The sequence below is a fragment of the Dolichospermum sp. LEGE 00240 genome (genome assembly GCF_015207875.1).
Lineage (GTDB): Bacteria > Cyanobacteriota > Cyanobacteriia > Cyanobacteriales > Nostocaceae > Dolichospermum > Dolichospermum gracile.
Map to the genome: position 1 here is coordinate 26,345 of NZ_JADEVZ010000040.1, position 17,551 is coordinate 43,895.

Sequence of the window (17,551 nt, forward strand, 5' to 3'; positions counted from 1 at the left end):
AACAATACTGTGGGCAAAAATCTGAAACCCTATTGATATCGTCACGACTTTATCGGGTTTCAGCCCTATGTTTAGAAAATTGGCAAAGGTATTGTGTTAATTGAGATTATAACATCAAATATAATCAACTTATCACTGGGGGATAAGTCCCCCAGATGGCTTTCATCCCTGGCTCAAAAGACATTAATACTTAAAAATCCCCAAAATTTTTAGGTATCAATTCCGGGGTTTTTAGCCTATCTGCTGATAAGGTAGGGGGAAAGAGGTTGAGTTTTCTTGACTTTTATTCACATACCTTGAATTTTTTCTGTTAACCTACTTAGTCACGAAGAGGAAAAGGGGCAGGGGGCAGGGTGCAAGGGGGAAGACCGGGACGGAGCTTGTACTCATCCTCCGCTCCGCTTGCGCGTTAGGGGAAAGGGCTTCCCCCGCTAGAAAGCTCCCTTCCCCTGCCTATTCCGGTCAAAATACCTCAAGTAGTAAAACTAAAACATCAAGGAGTGCTTTGTAGCTAAATGCAGGGAAACTTAAATGAGATTGATATTTGCAGTATTCTCCAACTAATTGAGTTAGGACAACGGACTGGACAATTATGGGTAGAAGCCCGCACATCATATCCAAGTCACCAACTCAGTGGAGAAGAAACCTTCAAAAATCGGCAAGGAGGAGAAAATACAGCACAGTCATGGTTTGTATTTTTTCTCAACGGTCGAATCGTCTATTGCCAAGCAGATGACAGTAGCTTATCGCGGCTTGACGATTACCTACGTTATTATCGAGTCGAACAGCGACTTGAATCTAAACAACTAGCATCTCTAGCAGTCACTAATTCTCCAGAATATGCTTATATTTGGGCGCTTTTGGAGCAAAATATTATTACTCCGAAAATTGCTCGGACAATCATTTATGGCTTGGTACAAGAAACTTTATTTGATCTCTTGAGCTTGCACCAAGGCAGTTTCATCTTTGAATTAGGGACGGCAATAGTCCCACAATTAACCACCTTGGAAATTGCTCCGCTAGTTGCTAAAATCACCAAACAAGTGCAAGAATGGAAGCAATTATACCCACATATTCAATCTACAGAACAATTACCCGTTCTAGCCGATATAGCTAAATTAAGTGCCTCGTTACCAGAAGATACAGTTAAAAAATTACATAAATGGGCTGATGGAAAAACTTCTCTACGCCAACTAGCTCGCTATCTTAACCGTGATATTTTAACTTTAGCAAAAGCTATATATCCTTATGTGCAAGAAGGTTGGCTACAATTAGCATATTCAGACACATATAAACTTGGCAAAGAAAAACAAAACTTAGAAGCAAAAAAACATAAAGGGCGGATAGTATGTATTGAAGATACACTAGTGATTTGCGAGACGATAGAATCTATCCTAAAATTGCAAGGTTATGAAGCGATTTCCATCACTCGTCCCTTACAAGCCTTGAGTCTCGTCTTTCAACTCCAGCCAGATCTAATTCTCTGCGACATTGCCATGCCAGTATTAGACGGTTACGAGATTTGTGCCATGTTACGGCACTCCACAGTATTTCGGTCTGTGCCAATTATTATGCTAACTGGCAAAGACGGGTTTATTGATCGTGTTCGTGCCAGGATGGTCGGGGCAACTGATTATCTGACTAAGCCCTTTACAGATCAAGAACTGCTCATGCTAGTAGAACAATATCTCAATTTAGATTATTGTACAAGTGTACAAACAGGAGATAAGACTTGTTGATTGAGTACAGAATAGGGTAAAAGATGTGATCACAGGAATAAAATTTAGTTGTTTAACTCCGTCCGTATACGGTAAACTAGTGAAACAATAGACTTAATTTATACAGTTAATCTTTGCCATCACAGCAAATTATTTTCCTCAACGGAAAATCTAAATCAGGAGGCTAAATAGACATTTATGAGCACAATTCTCATTGTTGAAGACAGTATTGCCCAGCGGGAGATGATTACAGACCTACTGAAAGCTAGTGGCTTAAAAGTTACTCATGCCAGCGATGGTGCAGAAGCTTTAGAAGCAATTCAAACCACACCTCCCGATTTAGTGGTTTTGGATATTGTCATGCCCCGCATGAACGGCTATGAACTCTGCCGACGATTAAAATCTGATCCTAAAACCCAAAATGTTCCTGTTGTCATGTGTTCTTCTAAAGGTGAAGAATTTGATCGCTATTGGGGCATGAAACAAGGGGCAGATGCTTATATAGCTAAACCTTTTCAACCAACTGAATTGGTAGGAACGGTCAAACAACTCCTGCGAGGACAAGGATGAAAATAACATGGTTAGTAAACCAGATTTTTTAAGTGGTACAGGGCAAGATCAATTTCGTCCCGAATTACAACTAGAAAGTCCTGAAGGTGAGTTGCATTTGCGGTTTTATCTGCCCTCACGTCAGGAGTTTGCATTACAAGCCAAGGGAATTCGGGAAGTAATTGAACTTAGTCCTGATCGGATTACACCAATTCCTAACACATCGCCCTTACTTTTAGGTACGCTAAATTTACGGGGGCGCTTGATTTGGGTGGCTGATTTGGGTCAATTCCTGGGAGGAACAACGCCATTAAATACTGGTTGCTCAGAAATTCCAGTCATTGCCATTGAAGATCAGGATACGATAGTAGGTCTAGGGGTAGAAGAAATTTGTGGGATGGACTGGCTTGACGTACAGTATCTAATGCCACAAAATAACGTACCAGATGCGATGGCTCCGTTTTTGCGTGGAGAATGGTTATTTGATACAGAAAAAGAAAGAAAATATTTGCGACTACTGGATCAAATAGCAATTTTGCGAAGTGCGCGGTGGGCAGGGTGAAATTAGTCGGAATGTAATTGGGAGGGAGGAAATGGAAACACGTATAAATGCTCAAGAAATAACTTATGATAGAGCTAGAGTGGCCTATGAGCAGCAAGATTACGAATTAGCTGCGATGGTGATTAATCAGTTGATGCAAAATTCACCAGATGACCCTGATTCACATTTGCTAAAGGGACACATCCACTATATGTTGCAACAATATGATGTAGCCAGGGATGAGTATCAAATAGTATTGCAGCTAACAGATGATCAGGAAATTGTCAGCCTTGCTAATAATAGTCTGGCAACTATAGATCAGTATACACAGCCCTTTGGTGATGATGAATCTCCATCTCAGGGGACAGCTGAAATATCTTTAGATTCAGGGGTTATGGGGAATTGGCATGGTAGCAGCTTGGAAATGAATTCCTTGGCAGAATCCGAACCACCCCTAGATATTCAAGAATATAATCCGTTTACTGATCCAGACGGTCTGGAATTTGATAGCGATTCATTGGATACTGCCATGACTAATGATCCCTTTGGCTTATCTACCGAATATCTCCAGGATAATCCAATATCAGATCAATTAGAATTACCACCTTTTTGGCAAGAAGGAATTTCTTCCGGTCATAGTCATGGGGATATTAATAACAATCTGGCTAATGGCAATTCAGTCGTGAGTGATGGTGAAAAGAGCTATTCACCTTTTGCAGAAACTAGATTATCGGTTGATGATGATGCTGAAAATCGGACTGAGCTATTTATGGGGGAAGATATAGATAAATTAATGGATGATAATTTTGCGGACTTAACCACTAGTCTAAAAGATACATATTTGGAGACTAATGAACAGGCTATCAACAACGATAATAATATAGGAAGTAATTGGCAAAATAGCCAAGAAGAGGAATTTTCTCTCGGTAGCCAAGATAGTTTGCTGGATAATATATCCGCGAAAACCGCATCTGGATCACAAACCCAACTTAATCAAGAACCAGTATCATTTACTAACAATTCTATACCACCACAACAGCAGCAGTTTAATTTCAACTCTTCATTAGGAAAAAATAATTTTGATGATGATAACTTTGATTTAGATGCGTTTGAATCGGCTTTTGGGTCAGAGGATGAAGTAGATTCGGGGAGTGAAACCTTTGTTTCCACTCAATATATCAGTAATATCTCTAGCGGAAATATTGGTAAGAGCAATATAGAGTTTCTCAACGACTTTGATGCATTTGATGATCTCGGTGATATTCCAGGCTTTGAACTCACTGACGATGATAGTTTGGATGATGGGGAAATGCTGTCAGAATTTCTGGATAGTCGGGGAAATTCCAGAGCTGAATATGTTAATAACTCATTCCCTCATCAAAGAGGAGATGACTATCAGGATCTGGGTCATGGTGATGAAGAACTATTCACAATTACAGGCGCTCAAGAGGCAGTTCCTGTGTTTACCCAATCAGAGGTTGCAAGAACAGAACCAATTGTAGCCTCAGAACAAGGGCTATTTGGGCCTTTTGAAAATGCCTCTTTAGAGCATAAACAATGGTGGATAGCTGGCAGCGTTGGTTTGGTATCAATGTTAGGTGTCGCTCTGGTTAGTGCTTTGGCAATTTCCATTTCACCGGCTCAACAACGGGAATCTGTGAGAAGTACAGGGTTGTTAATGGCTTTGGCCGCGGGAGCTACGGGTGCTGCTAGTGCCGGGTTTATGGGGAATCTCACCCTTAAACAAATTCGCCGGACTACGAAGAACTTACAAGCTCAGTTTGATTCTGTGCGTCAAGGTAATTTGAATGTGGAAGCTACTGTTTATTCACAAGATGAATTAGGCTACTTGGCTACTGGCTTTAATGACATGGCTAGGGTAATTTTCACAACTACCAATGAAGCCCAACGTAAAGCTATTGAGATGGAAGAAGCCAAGGAAAACCTCCAACGTCAGGTAATTCGCCTTCTGGATGACGTAGAAGGAGCAGCTAGGGGAGATTTGACGGTGCAAGCTGAAGTTACAGCCGACGTACTGGGAGCGGTAGCTGATGCCTTTAATCTGACAATTCAAAACCTGCGGGATATTGTCCAACAGGTGAAAGTGGCGGCACGGGATGTCACCAAAGGTTCAACTAATTCCGAAACCTTTGCGAGAGCTTTGTCTGGGGATGCTTTGCGACAAGCAGAAGAGTTAGCTGTGACGTTAAATTCTGTGCAGGTAATGACAGATTCCATTCAACGGGTAGCAGAGGCAGCTAGGGAGGCGGAAACCGTAGCCCGTGATGCTAGTAAAATTGCTCAGAAAGGGGGAGAAGCGGTAGAAAATACGGTGGCAGGGATTTTGGAAATTCGAGAAACTGTGGCAGAAACTACCCGCAAGGTGAAACGTTTGGCGGAATCTTCCCAGGAAATTAACTCTATTGTGGCCATAGTTTCACAAATTGCTTCTCGCACTAATTTATTGGCTCTGAATGCCAGTATTGAGGCGGCAAGAGCGGGAGAGGCGGGTCGAGGGTTCGCTATTGTGGCTGATGAAGTGCGACAGTTGGCAGATCGATCTGCGAAGTCTTTAAAAGAAATTGAGCAAATCGTGATGCAAATTCAAAGCGAAACTAGCTCAGTGATGACAGCTATGGAGGAAGGGACCCAACAGGTAATCCATCAAACTAAATTAGCAGAAGAAGCCAAGCGATCGCTCGATAATATCATCCAGGTAGCCGAGCATATTGATATTTTAGTACGATCAATTACCAGTGATACCGTAGAACAAACGGAAACCTCTCGTGCCGTCGCCCAAGTTATGCAATCTGTGGAATTAACGGCCCAAGAAACCTCTCAAGAAGCACAGCGGGTTTCTGGCGCTTTGCAACATTTAGTGGGAGTATCCCGGGATTTAATTGCCTCCGTGGAACGCTTCCGAGTGGAAACTATCGAATCAAGGTAAGAGGTAAAAGGAACAATTAATGCCTACCTCTATGCCTAGTTTGTTACCTTTTTTGTTTGCTACCCGCCTTTTCTTGCACCTTTTACCTGTAGTAAGCCGATTTAATTAACTATGCAGCCGGAACAACAACAACGGATTTTAGGTTACTTTCTCGAAGAAGCCAGAGAACACCTAAACACTATTGAACAAGGATTACTGAATCTGCAACGGACCCTGGAAGATTCAGAAATGATTAATGAAGTCTTCCGTGCAGCCCACTCTATCAAAGGTGGTGCAGCTATGTTAGGTCTAAATAGTATTCAGCGCACATCTCACCGTCTTGAGGATTGCTTCAAAACTCTTAAAGAACATCCTATTCAAGTAGACCAAAGATTAGAATCTTTGCTACTGGATATCTGTGATACATTAAAAGCCCTGATAGAAAATCTTGGCAATCCCTTTGGATTGTCACAGGAAAAAGCTCAAGCTTTGATGTCAAAAACTGAACCAGTCATGCAATGGCTGAATGAGCATATAGAACTACTGGTAAAACAGGGTAATAATGGAGCATTGAACCATCACAACGCCTCCGTTACCAGTTTACCAATAGAGTCACCTGTTTCCCCGCAGATCCAAAATTCACCTGTACCAAGCAAACCAAATCAGGATTGGACAGAGTTTCAAGCACAGGTGTTACAAATTCTGCGGGAAATGTTGCAACAGTTTAAAAAAACTAACCTAGAGACTTCCCGCAACAATTTACAAGAATGCTGTCATCAATTAGTAGAAATTGGTAGAAAATTAAATTTATCAAATTGGTGCAATCTGTGTGAATCAGCAGTCCTGGCTATATCCAATCCTGATAATAGTTATTTAACCTTAGCCAAAATCATTATTACTGAAATTAAGCAAGCGCAAGAATTAGTTCTCCAACATAGAGATGGGGAAATTACTATTAGTCAACAATTAGAAAATTTGTTCCCCCTTGCACCACTGGAGTTATTAGAAGTTAAAGAAACGGAACCTGGGGAAATTTTATTTCCAGATCCAACAGAACTCAATTTAGAATCCAATACAAATGGATTTACTGATCCGCCTTTGTTTGATCATCAATCAACTGTGATTGAGAATTCTCCAGAAATAGGAATCTCTGAGTTAAACACTCTGGCTGATTTGTTTGAAGGCGATACTCCCGATTTAGAAAATCATTGGCAACAAGAAGAAATATTAGAAAATATAACTAGCTATCAGTTAACAAGTACCAACAGTGAGTCGGAAAATAATAATCACAGTTTAGCTGATTTCCTCTTCTTTAAAGATGACAATACAGACAAAATAACCGCAAATAATCATGAAGATCTAAGTCTCTTATTTGATGATAGTCTATTAGAATTTGAGAATATAGCGGAAACAGTTAGTTCTCAACCAATGGAAACTAGTAATCTGTTGGCAAATCATACAGATTTACCATTTCCATCAGATGATGTATTACTAGAATTAATCTCGATTTCCAGAGAATCTCGTCGGACTAATTCAGAAAATGAGACAAATAGCAGTAATAATTTAGAAGAATTATTGACATTCACAGCCGATGATAAATTAGTATTTACGGAGGAAACAACTGAATCAGAAAATACTAGAATTTCAGAAATAGCTGGGGAATCTCCAACCAGGTTTGACAATTCCTGTTTATCGGCAAATACAGATGCCAGTTTTCCATTATTAGAAGTTATTTCTCCAACTGTAAAAATATCAAAAATAAAACCATCGGCACCAGAAAGTTTATCATTAGATGATTTATTTACAGAAGCAGGAAAAAGCCAAGCACCGCTGGTACATGAAATTGATGATTTATTTAGGACAACAGAAATAACATCTCCTCTTGCTAATTCAGGAGATGATCTAGATAACTTTTGGGATGATCTAGGCATAAGTGACTCACAAAGCACTTCTGTAATTAATCAAGATATAGCGAAAGAACTAGAGGAAAGTCTATTTAGTGCATCTGTTGAAACTGGTACAAAAAATCAGCAAGGGACAACAAGCAATAGTGGAAATAAAAAAGAGTTTGATCTGATTTTCCAAGCACAAGAACAATCTTTTGATTTATTCTTTACATCAGATAGTGATAGTGGGGCGCAAGTTATAGATAATTTATTTGGTGATATTGACAATATTTCCGAATCTAGAGAATTATTTCTACCAGAAATTCATAATTTTTCCCAATCTCCAGAACAGCTTAATTCAATACCAGAGTTTGCCTCAATTTCGCCAACAGCAATAACGACAGCTAGTTCTGTAGTGGATGAAACTCTCTCAGAATTAGAGTTAGACAGTCCACTACAATCATCTTCAATAGATGATTTCGCGGCAATAGAAGCACTGTTGGATGACCCCGGACAAGAAGATATAGTAGAAGCATCTTCAATAGATGATTTCGCGGCAATAGAAGCACTGTTGGATGACCCCGGACAAGAAGATATAGTAGAAGCATCTTCAATAGATGATTTCGCGGCAATAGAAGCACTTTTATCCACAGCATCAGGAGAAATTACTGATCAGGAATCAGAATTTATCCCAGGGGACGATTTGTCCGCATTAGAAGCATTGTTGGATGAGGTTGAAAACAAAGAAGCACAGATAATTTCCCCTGTACCAATAATTGTTCAACCTGTGGTAGCAAAGTCTCAAAATACTTTTTCTTCCTTGGGATTAGAAGATGAATTTAGTGAATTAGAGGATTTGTTAGAACAGGCTGATAAAACAATATCTGGTTCGTCAGCAGTACCAGGAAAAACTTCTACTAGCAACATCCCCCGTCCGACAACTCGACGAACGATCAAAGAAGAAAGTATGAAAATTCCAGTGAAACAACTGGATGATATGAGTAACTTAGTCGGGGAGTTGGTGGTAAATCGTAACACATTAGAGCAGGATCATGAACGTCTGCGACAGTCTCTAGATAGCCTGTTAGTGCAGGTACAGCATCTATCAGATGTGGGAGTGAGAATGCAGGAATACTACGAGCGATCGCTCTTAGAAGCCTCTCTCCTATCCAATCGCCGTTCTCGAGAACAGGATGGATCCCCATCAGGCAATACCCATAATCGCGGCTTTAGCGAAATTGAAATGGATCGGTTTACGCCCTTCCATATCCTGGCGCAAGAAATGATCGAGTTTATCGTGCGAGTTCGGGAGTCAGCCAGTGATATTGACTTTGTTACCGAAGAAACAGAACAGGTAGCCAGACAATTACGCCAAGCAACTAGTCAACTACAAGAAGGATTAACAAAAGCCCGAATGGTGCCATTTAGCCAAGCTGTTGATCGGTTGCGGCGAGGGGTACGGGATAATGCCATTAGATATGGCAAACAAGTAGAATTGGTAACAGAAGGAGTTGATACCTTAATTGACAAGATGATTTTGGATCATCTCACAGATCCATTGACTCACATGGTCAATAATGCGATCTCCCACGGTATTGAAACCCCAGGAGTTAGACAAGCCGCAGGTAAATCACCCGTAGGTACCATTAATATTCGCGCCTTACAACAAGGAAACCAAACCATCATTGCTGTCAGTGACGACGGCGCAGGTATTGATCATCAAAAAGTTAAAAACAAAGCCGTGAAAAAAGGTATCCTCACCCCCGAACAGGCACAAACCATGTCTCGGATTGATACCTACGAACTGTTATTCCTCCCCAGCTTTAGCACCGCCGACGAAGTAGACGACATCAAAGGTAGGGGTGTGGGCATGAACGTCGTCCACAATGATATCAGCGAAATTCGCGGTACTGTTAGCACCGACTCCACACTAGGTCAAGGAACTATCTTTACCATTCGGTTACCACTCACCCTCAGTATTTGTAAAGCCCTATTCTGCATCTGCGATCGCACCAGAATCGCTTTTCCAATGGATGGTGTGGAAGATACCCTAAATATTCCCAGCAAAAATATTCAGCAAGGTGCTAACGGAGAATCATTTATCGTCTGGAGAGAGATTATTCTGCCCTTCAAACCTTTAAAAGATATCTTAGTCTTTAATCGTCAGCTTAGTCGTGGCAACATCTATGGTACAAAGAAAGATGATGACATAATTTCCCTCGTCATTGTCCGCTCAGGTAATACTATGATTGCTTTACAAGTTGATCAAGTCCTCAGTGAACAAGAAATTGTAATTAAGCAATTTGAAGGACCCGCACCTAAACCCAGTGGCGTAGCCGGTGCTACAGTCCTTGGTGACGGGATGATTATGCCCATTGCTGACGTACTAGAAATCATTGACATCTTCCAAGGCAAGATGTCTAAGCATATCGGTGGCAACTGGCAGCAAACAAGTTCACCATCAGTAAACACCATTACCGCTGATAAAGTAGAAAAAACAGTATTAATCGTTGATGACTCCATCACAGTTCGAGAACTTCTATCTCTTACCTTTAGCAAAGCTGGTTATCGCGTAGAACAAGCCCGTGACGGACAAGAGGCATGGGATAAACTTCGTTCCGGTTTACCCTGCGATATCGTCTTCTGTGACATTGAAATGCCTCGTTGTGATGGATTAGAATTACTATCTCGAATGCAGAAAGATGGTTCTTTTGGCAACTTACCTATTGCCATGCTGACCTCTCGTGGCGCTGACAAACACAGACAAATGGCATTACAACTCGGTGCTAGTGGCTACTTTACCAAACCCTATTTAGAAGAAGCACTTTTAGAAGCAGCTTCGCGGATGCTAAAAGGAGAAAACCTCGTAGTTACCGTTTAACCCAAATAACCCAAAATCCTAGGGGCAATCCCCCCGTAATTGCTCCTTCTTGTGACTCCTGAATCCTGCTAAAACAACCTTATGATTGGGGAATCAAACTAGTGGTTTTATTCACACCATCCCAAACTATCCAATTAATATCATTAGCTAAATTATCAGTTTGATTGGTAACTTTAAAATAGAATTTGTCACCATTTTTAAACTGCACTGCAAAATCAGCATTTTGGGCAAAAACAACAATAAAACCTCTATCCCGTAAACAATACATCGCCCAATTTTTTAAAGATTGTTTATGGGGTTCATGAGGAATTGGAGGATTAGTAATTACATCTGCAATCACTTTTAAAACTTTTTCCATGTTCGGATTGAATCAGAATCACAACCAATTCCCATCATAAACCCATCTGGGTCATAAAAGTATAGCGGTTTCCGCTCTTACAGCACTTTCTAATATTATGAAGTACAGTTTTTTATCGCCAAACCCGCAGGGCCTGCGCCCTCCATTGTGTTTCATAAGAACGAGAATTGCTGTATGAGGTTTCCGCTCTTACAGCACTTTCTAATTGTCGTGAAGTACAGTTTTTTATCGCCAAACCCGCAGGGACTGCGCCCTCCATTGTGTTTCATGAGAACGAGAATTGCTGTATGAGGTACATCTTAGCCCCCTATCGAAGAGCGGAGAGGGAGTTGGGGTTCATTAAGGTTTTCAAACCCACGCAGGTGGGTTTCGCCTGTGTAGACGCGGTTTCTAACCGCCCAGATATGTATGAATTGAGGCTGAGAGAGCTTTTTTACCCACTCACTGACTTTTCAAATAACCCTAATGAACAAATAATTTGCGCTTCCTGTTGTCTATCATCAGGATGAATTACACACAGGGAATTATTATCACGTAAAGAAATAATCATTGTCGCTAATTGTTCATCACTAATCCCACTTTTCAACTGCCGATTAAGTTTAACAATCGTCGTTTCTTTTAATGGATAAAGATAGATTTCTTCAACCGCCTTTTTCAAAGTTTGCCAATCTTCACCTAATGAAAATAATGGGGTTTCTGTCTTCTTAATATAAGCATCTAATCTATAATATGTTCGATATCTTGCGCCTTTAGAGCTTCCTAATTGTCCTCCAGTCGTTTTATGCTGTTCCAATACCAAATCAGCGCCTTGCGAGACAATTTCATGATGTTTGGGATGCTTTTCTAAAGGGGGTGTATTCCGGTTACATCTCGCCATTCTCAAAATTCGCATTTGTGATTGAGTTACACTTTCTCCTTCCCTATTTATCCAAGCTAAAGCATCTGTACCATCAGCAGTGCGAAGATACATTAATACACCTTCAGGATCTAAATTTGTTCCTTGATATTCGCGGGTAGAATAGATAACATTAGGCAGATTTTTAATAATCTTCTCTAAATCAGGATCAGCATCTATCGCATTTTTCCAAATTTGAAAAGCTTCCGATGTTAAATCAACCTCTCCATCTTCTGCTTCATCTAAAATACCAGACTTTTCATGATAAAGATCAAGAATTTCTTGGTAGGAAAGAGTATCTTCAAAAAATGCCTCATCTGTTCCCACCACATTAGCATTTTCTTGCAACCTTTCACCTAATCTTCCGCGTAGATTAATTAATTCCTCCACTCCCTCCGCAGGTAAAAAGGAATAACAGAAAATTTCTGCGGCTTTCTGGCCAATTCTGTCCACCCTTCCCGCTCTTTGAATTAAACGAATAATTGCCCAAGGTAAGTCATAATTAATAATAATCCGACAATCTTGTAAATTTTGACCCTCACTTAAAACATCAGTAGCAATTAAAATTCTCACTTGTTGTTCTTGGGCAATATTTTGTTTATTACTTTCTGGACTAAACCGATATGCTATTGATGTCGGATCATTTATTTTTCCTGTGACCAAAGCAACTTGTGGAATATCCTCTTTTTCTAAAGATGCTTGTAAATAACGCGCTGTATCTGCAAATTGAGTAAAAATCAATATTTTCTCATTTGGATGAGTTTGTGTGACTAATTTTTGCAAAGTTTGAAATTTTTGATCTTGTTGATAATTCCATTCTCCACAGTTATTTAATAATTTCAATAATGATAAAGCATCTTCTCGTAAATGTTTTTTTAATTCAGATTTGAACAATCGCGGATCTAACCATTTAAAGCGTTTTTGATATTTGGTTTGATAAAGTTCATAAATAGCTGTTGCTTGACGTTTATATTCTGTATCTTTACCGGTTAAACTTGCCAAACTAATTTCATCACCTGCATCATTGTCATCATCAGCTATTTCAAAATCTAAAGTTGTAGAATTAATATTATCAGCATCTTCATCATTATTGGTAGTATCTAAAAACTCGGCATCCTGTGTACCAATCGGAATATCTAACTTATTTTCTAACGCATAAAGATAAACATAATTTCGCAAAATATGCCGTTCTAAAGACTCTAAAAAAGCAATTCCACTACTTTCCAATCTTTTAAATAAATTCGTGCGACAAAAACCCATTAACCGTCTGCCACCACGGGATAAACTATTTAAAATCTGTTGTTCTGTTGCTGTGGGAGGTTGTTTATATTTATCTAAAGTGTAATTTCCCAAACCGTAACGGGGTAAAGATAGAGAATTGATAATTTCGACAACTTCACTAGAGTATAACTTTCCATAATGATCATTTTCGACATTACTAATAGTAAATTTAGCAGTTTTCGGAATCCGCACCGGAAAATAAGAACGAGTACCATCAGTAAATTGTAAATATTTGCGTCCATTTAGAGGATCTGTTTCTGCATAATTATTTTTAATAAAACTGCGAGTTCTCCTAATCATATACCGATTCATCAATTGTTGCCAATCTTCAAAATACTCGCTTTTTTCAAATGCTGCTAAAGTTTTTACATCAGTTTGTGGATATTTACGTTTAAATTCATGTTCACCACCTAATTTTGTAATTAAATTGTCTGGTTTAATCCCTAAATATTTTGATTCAGGAACGAATAACCGTAACTGTGCAGATAAGTCAAAATAGCTTTTATTATAAGGAGTTGCGGTAAGTAAAATACACCTACTTCCGCTTTGTTCTATATATTCTTTAATAGCTGCATAACGTTGTCCTTCTCGATTTCTTAAATTATGACTTTCATCTATTAAAACTAACCGAAACCCTGCGGAAATTGTGGATAATATTTTCGTGACTTTACTAATAGAAATTACCTTAGCTGCTAACCTATATTCATCCTTATATTTTTCCCACATAGAAACAAGATTTTTAGGACAAATAATCAAGGTACTAATCCCCAGTTCCTCTTCAATAATTTTCGCTATAGCTGTCCCAACTAAAGTCTTTCCTAATCCTACCACATCCCCAACCATCACACCACCACGACGGTTAACATAGTGGGCGGCTATTTTTACCGCTGCTGCTTGAAAAGGAAATAATTGAAAGTCTGAAGGTATTTGATATTGACTTAAACCATCTCGCGCTTCTTGGGAGAGATGATAAGCCATTTTTAGATAAACATAATAAGGATCAATTAACTTATCTGTCGCCCAACTTTCATCTATAATTTCTGCTAATTGTTCAGAAATATCTAAACAAAAATTATCTTGCCAACGTTCATTAAACCAAGTTTGTAATTTATTGGTAGCATCATGATCTAAAATATCAACATTCAATTCTCCCTGTGCTGATAAACCAGAAAAGGTTAAATTACTACTTCCTAAAAAACCGATAGCGGGTAAATTGGCATGATTTTGAGGAACTAAATATAATTTCGCGTGGAGAGGATGACGTAAATAGAGTTTCACAACTACTTTTTTAGCTTTTAATTGTGATTTAAGTCTTTTTAAACCCAACTCATCAGCATTATTGGGTTTTCCAATCATTAACTGTTGGCGAAATTCCTGAACAATGCGTTTTTGCAGTTGCAAAGATTTACTTCTATCTATGGGTTTTTGGGATATTCCTAAACCTAACATCTCATGAAGTTCATCTTTGGGCAGTTTTTGCATTCCAATTAATAACCGACAACAATTATTTTCTCCGCCGGTAAATTGTTCAATTTCTTCTTGTATTAATTTCCATCCTCGCAAGTTAAAATAACCGACACAAAAATCAGCCCTATTTGCAGATTGGAGGCTTTTTTTGAGTATAGGTAATAGTTGATCATTAATATTATCAAAAATCCGGGGCATAGTTTTTTATTAATTACCAAATTCTTTTTGAAAAATGTCCTCAAAATACAATCTGAGACTACGAGACATAAATTACCTCTGTTTCCACCACATTTCTAATTTGAGGCTTTAACATCTTCTTGCTAACTACATCTACCGAACATCCTAAACTATCCTCCAGAAAAAATTTTAAATCCATATAGCAGTCAAATGTTACTTTTCCCTCAAACTCCACTAATAAATCAACATCACTTTTAGCCGTCGCTTCATCTCTTGCTACCGAACCAAATAAACCGAGAGATTTTACACCATAACCTCGAATCTCTACCGCATGATCTTTTAAAAAAGTGATCAGTTTTTCTCGTTTCATTTTTTAACTCCTTAAAGATTTTTTATTTCTTTCAACTTAGATAATATCCCTTTTTTCACTTTTATTTTTATCTATAAATTCTTTAATTAATTGATAAAACTGATCAAGTTTTTCTTCAGGTATATTGTCAATTTCTGCTTGAATCAATTGTTGAACAGTCATGATTTTACTCCTGTTGCTAATTTTGATATTATAGCATATTGTCAGATCCCCGACTTCTATTATCAATTTATCATTTATTGACAATATTAAAAAAGCAGTCGGGGATATCAAATCTTAATCTTCAACTTTTGCTAACCAAGCAAGTAAATCATCCACATTATTAAAATCTAATAATGCTTCACTCAACTCTTCTAAAATATGTAGGGATAAACCAGCAACAGAACCGCGTATTTTCGGCGATATTTTACCAAACCGCTTACTCAATTGTCGCATAACTAAATTAAAAGTTGCTTCTTCTAGTCCTTCTTCTCGTCCTTCTTTTCTTCCTTCTTCCCGTCCTTCTTCTTTAATTTCTTGATAAACTCGTGTTTGTTTGAGTGTGATTCCTAACATAGATTCTACCTCTTGACGGTTGAGATTTTCAAACTTGTACATCATGATAGTTGTGATCATTTCTATTATGACGCTATTTGATGATGATGGTATTTCTTCCTTAGTTTTTGTTAATAAATACCTGGCTGCTTCTGGTGCTTGACTTTCTTCTAAGGTAGTTAATATCATCACTCCTACCCATGTTGGTAATTGATGAATATCCCCCAATTCATCTAAGTATACTCTATGTACTTGATCACTTTTCAAAAATGCCCGCAATGGATAAGTATTACTTTGTTCAATGTTACGAGATGGATAAATTATAACCGCTTGCCAATCACTAAATCTAGTCCGGTTACGATAAAAATATAAGGAAGATTCAGCTACTATTCTTTCATACAATATTTCATCTTTTTGAAACTGCACTTCACAAAAATATACAACTCCTGGATTTTCATTTTCTGGTGGTAAAAATACGCCATCAATTTCAAATTTTGGTTCTTTAATTGCTACGGAATCAAATTTATAACTATCGGCATTTTCTGGAGGATTTTCCAACAGTTGAAATAATAAAGATGGATATTGTTGAAATAGTTTGTAAAAGATTGTGTCTCAACGCATAACATAAATATTTTCTAGGATGTAGTTACTATTTTATTCTAACAGGATTTATGCAATCTGATGCACCATACAATTTATGATTTATTGACACAATTAAAACAGAAGTCGGGGATCTTGATCAATGTTTACTATAATATAGTAAAATAGTTGTACTAATTACAGGTGAGTAAATATGATAGCGCAAGAAATAATGGCAAGGATTGATCAAAGTGGTAACATTTCCTTAGATACTCCTTTGATAGTTAATAAACCAAGTCGGGTTAAATTAATTGTTTTGTTTATTGAAGATGAATTAGATGAAGATGATGAATCAAAAGAAGCTGTTTTAGAAAGTTTGAAAACCTCATTACAAGAAGCTAAAGCAGGTAAAGTTCATCCAATTTCCGAACTTCATGATAATCTTTATCCTTTACGTGGTAAAGTGATCCATTATGATGATCCTACCGAACCTGTAGCTTTAGAAGATTGGGAATGTTTACAATGATCATACTTGATACACATATTTGGGTGTGGTGGGTTGATGGTAATAAAAGACTTACTCAAGAATATGAAACATGGATAGCAGAATATCAAGCAGAAGGTATAGGAATTAGTATTGTTTCCTGTTGGGAAGTAGCTAAATTGGTAGAAAAAAATAGACTAAATTTTTCCTGTTCGATTACTGAATGGTTAGAATTAGCGTTAGCTTATCCAGGAGTACAATTATTAAATTTAAACTTACCTATCATCATTGATTCAACTCAATTAAATGGTTTTCATAGTGATCCTTTTGATCAAATGATTGTCGCAACTGCTAGATATTATAATTCCTATTTATTAACTGCTGATAGCAAAATTATTAATTATTCCCAAGTTAAAACATTGTAATTGTAGGGGTAATTCATGAATTACCCCTACGTTGACGTTATTTAAGCATATCCCGATAAGCATTTAAAGCTGCATCTTTCACGGTTTCTGCAACAATGGGAAAGGTACTCAATATATGACTAAATTCCCCTTCTGTTAACCCATATAAATGGGCAATTATTCCATCTAATTCCGCGCGAATTTTCCCTCTTTCTCTCTCGTCTGTAATTCCGTTTTCATGACTTCCTAAACCTACTTCTTTGGCTAATTCATCATATTCTGCTGTGGTACAGATTAGTTTGGCTGCACGTTCTACTATTTCTTGAAAATATGGGTCTTTTTCTGTTAATCTGGGAACTGGTGTTTGATAAACAGGCTCTTTCGTCTCTTTTATGGTCACAACTAAAATTACCAAAATTTAATGCCGATAAATCTAAACCATAAAAGCCGAAAACTCTATCTCTGTAAAGGTTTGCAAACTTTTAAATACAAGAGAATCAG

Annotated in this window: 13 protein-coding genes; 7 read left to right on the forward strand and 6 right to left on the reverse strand. The window is 38.1% G+C overall.

The window, feature by feature from the left end:
* Window positions 1-515: 515 nt before the first annotated feature.
* From IQ226_RS14415 to IQ226_RS14435, 5 genes are all read left to right on the forward strand, one after another.
* On the forward strand, window positions 516-1,739 hold the full coding sequence (locus IQ226_RS14415) for a response regulator (RefSeq protein ID WP_193896412.1): 1,224 nt from the start codon (window positions 516-518) through the stop codon (window positions 1,737-1,739).
* A gap of 177 nt (window positions 1,740-1,916) precedes the next feature.
* Entirely contained in the window at window positions 1,917-2,288 is a 372-nt protein-coding gene (locus IQ226_RS14420; RefSeq protein WP_027404669.1) for a response regulator transcription factor, read from the forward strand.
* A gap of 7 nt (window positions 2,289-2,295) precedes the next feature.
* Window positions 2,296-2,829, forward strand: coding sequence for a chemotaxis protein CheW (locus tag IQ226_RS14425; RefSeq protein WP_193896414.1), 534 nt, complete (start codon window positions 2,296-2,298; stop codon window positions 2,827-2,829).
* Window positions 2,830-2,860: 31 nt separating this feature from the next.
* A complete protein-coding gene (locus IQ226_RS14430) occupies window positions 2,861-5,755 on the forward strand; it encodes a methyl-accepting chemotaxis protein (RefSeq protein WP_193896416.1) in 2,895 nt (964 codons plus the stop codon).
* A gap of 111 nt (window positions 5,756-5,866) precedes the next feature.
* Entirely contained in the window at window positions 5,867-10,501 is a 4,635-nt protein-coding gene (locus tag IQ226_RS14435; protein WP_193896418.1) for a hybrid sensor histidine kinase/response regulator, read from the forward strand.
* 79 nt (window positions 10,502-10,580) lie between these two features.
* Here IQ226_RS14435 and IQ226_RS14440 read toward each other — a convergent pair whose 3' ends face one another.
* From IQ226_RS14440 to IQ226_RS14455, 5 genes are all read right to left on the reverse strand, one after another.
* Entirely contained in the window at window positions 10,581-10,859 is a 279-nt protein-coding gene (locus IQ226_RS14440; protein ID WP_193896419.1) for a hypothetical protein, read from the reverse strand.
* 433 nt (window positions 10,860-11,292) lie between these two features.
* Window positions 11,293-14,700, reverse strand: a complete 3,408-nt coding sequence (locus IQ226_RS14445) for a helicase-related protein (RefSeq protein WP_193896421.1) — start codon at window positions 14,698-14,700, stop codon at window positions 11,293-11,295.
* Window positions 14,701-14,758: 58 nt separating this feature from the next.
* Window positions 14,759-15,049 carry a nucleotidyltransferase family protein gene (locus IQ226_RS14450; protein ID WP_193896423.1) on the reverse strand — a complete coding sequence of 97 codons (291 nt, stop codon included), beginning with the start codon at window positions 15,047-15,049 and terminating at the stop codon, window positions 14,759-14,761.
* Window positions 15,050-15,085: 36 nt separating this feature from the next.
* Window positions 15,086-15,211: a hypothetical protein gene (locus tag IQ226_RS25595; RefSeq protein WP_255539969.1), complete on the reverse strand. Its 126-nt coding sequence runs from the start codon at window positions 15,209-15,211 to the stop codon at window positions 15,086-15,088.
* 114 nt (window positions 15,212-15,325) lie between these two features.
* Window positions 15,326-16,189: an Rpn family recombination-promoting nuclease/putative transposase gene (locus tag IQ226_RS14455; protein ID WP_370567149.1), complete on the reverse strand. Its 864-nt coding sequence runs from the start codon at window positions 16,187-16,189 to the stop codon at window positions 15,326-15,328.
* Window positions 16,190-16,376: 187 nt separating this feature from the next.
* Between IQ226_RS14455 and IQ226_RS14460 the strand changes: the two genes are divergently transcribed.
* Window positions 16,377-16,688: a hypothetical protein gene (locus IQ226_RS14460; RefSeq protein WP_228039447.1), complete on the forward strand. Its 312-nt coding sequence runs from the start codon at window positions 16,377-16,379 to the stop codon at window positions 16,686-16,688.
* Window positions 16,685-17,071, forward strand: a complete 387-nt coding sequence (locus IQ226_RS14465) for a type II toxin-antitoxin system VapC family toxin (protein WP_193896425.1) — start codon at window positions 16,685-16,687, stop codon at window positions 17,069-17,071. Before IQ226_RS14460 ends, IQ226_RS14465 begins: the two co-directional genes overlap by 4 nt.
* 37 nt (window positions 17,072-17,108) lie before the next feature.
* On the opposite strand, the gene IQ226_RS14470 is transcribed toward IQ226_RS14465, so the two are convergent.
* The gene (locus IQ226_RS14470) at window positions 17,109-17,450 is read right to left on the reverse strand and encodes a hypothetical protein (protein WP_228039448.1); all 342 of its coding nucleotides are present in this window, start codon (window positions 17,448-17,450) and stop codon (window positions 17,109-17,111) included.
* Between the last annotated feature and the right edge of the window lie 101 nt (window positions 17,451-17,551).

Bases quoted from the DNA above. Each gene is read 5' to 3' on its own strand.
- IQ226_RS14440 (WP_193896419.1), bottom strand. From the start codon at position 10,859: ATGGAAAAAGTTTTAAAAGTGATTGCAGATGTAATTACTAATCCTCCA.
- IQ226_RS14420 (WP_027404669.1), top strand. From the start codon at position 1,917: ATGAGCACAATTCTCATTGTTGAAGACAGTATTGCCCAGCGGGAGATG.
- IQ226_RS14450 (WP_193896423.1), bottom strand. From the start codon at position 15,049: ATGAAACGAGAAAAACTGATCACTTTTTTAAAAGATCATGCGGTAGAG.
- IQ226_RS14425 (WP_193896414.1), top strand. From the start codon at position 2,296: ATGGTTAGTAAACCAGATTTTTTAAGTGGTACAGGGCAAGATCAATTT.
- IQ226_RS14435 (WP_193896418.1), top strand. From the start codon at position 5,867: ATGCAGCCGGAACAACAACAACGGATTTTAGGTTACTTTCTCGAAGAA.
- IQ226_RS14465 (WP_193896425.1), top strand. From the start codon at position 16,685: ATGATCATACTTGATACACATATTTGGGTGTGGTGGGTTGATGGTAAT.
- IQ226_RS14460 (WP_228039447.1), top strand. From the start codon at position 16,377: ATGATAGCGCAAGAAATAATGGCAAGGATTGATCAAAGTGGTAACATT.
- IQ226_RS14430 (WP_193896416.1), top strand. From the start codon at position 2,861: ATGGAAACACGTATAAATGCTCAAGAAATAACTTATGATAGAGCTAGA.
- IQ226_RS14415 (WP_193896412.1), top strand. From the start codon at position 516: ATGCAGGGAAACTTAAATGAGATTGATATTTGCAGTATTCTCCAACTA.
- IQ226_RS25595 (WP_255539969.1), bottom strand. From the start codon at position 15,211: ATGACTGTTCAACAATTGATTCAAGCAGAAATTGACAATATACCTGAA.
- IQ226_RS14445 (WP_193896421.1), bottom strand. From the start codon at position 14,700: ATGCCCCGGATTTTTGATAATATTAATGATCAACTATTACCTATACTC.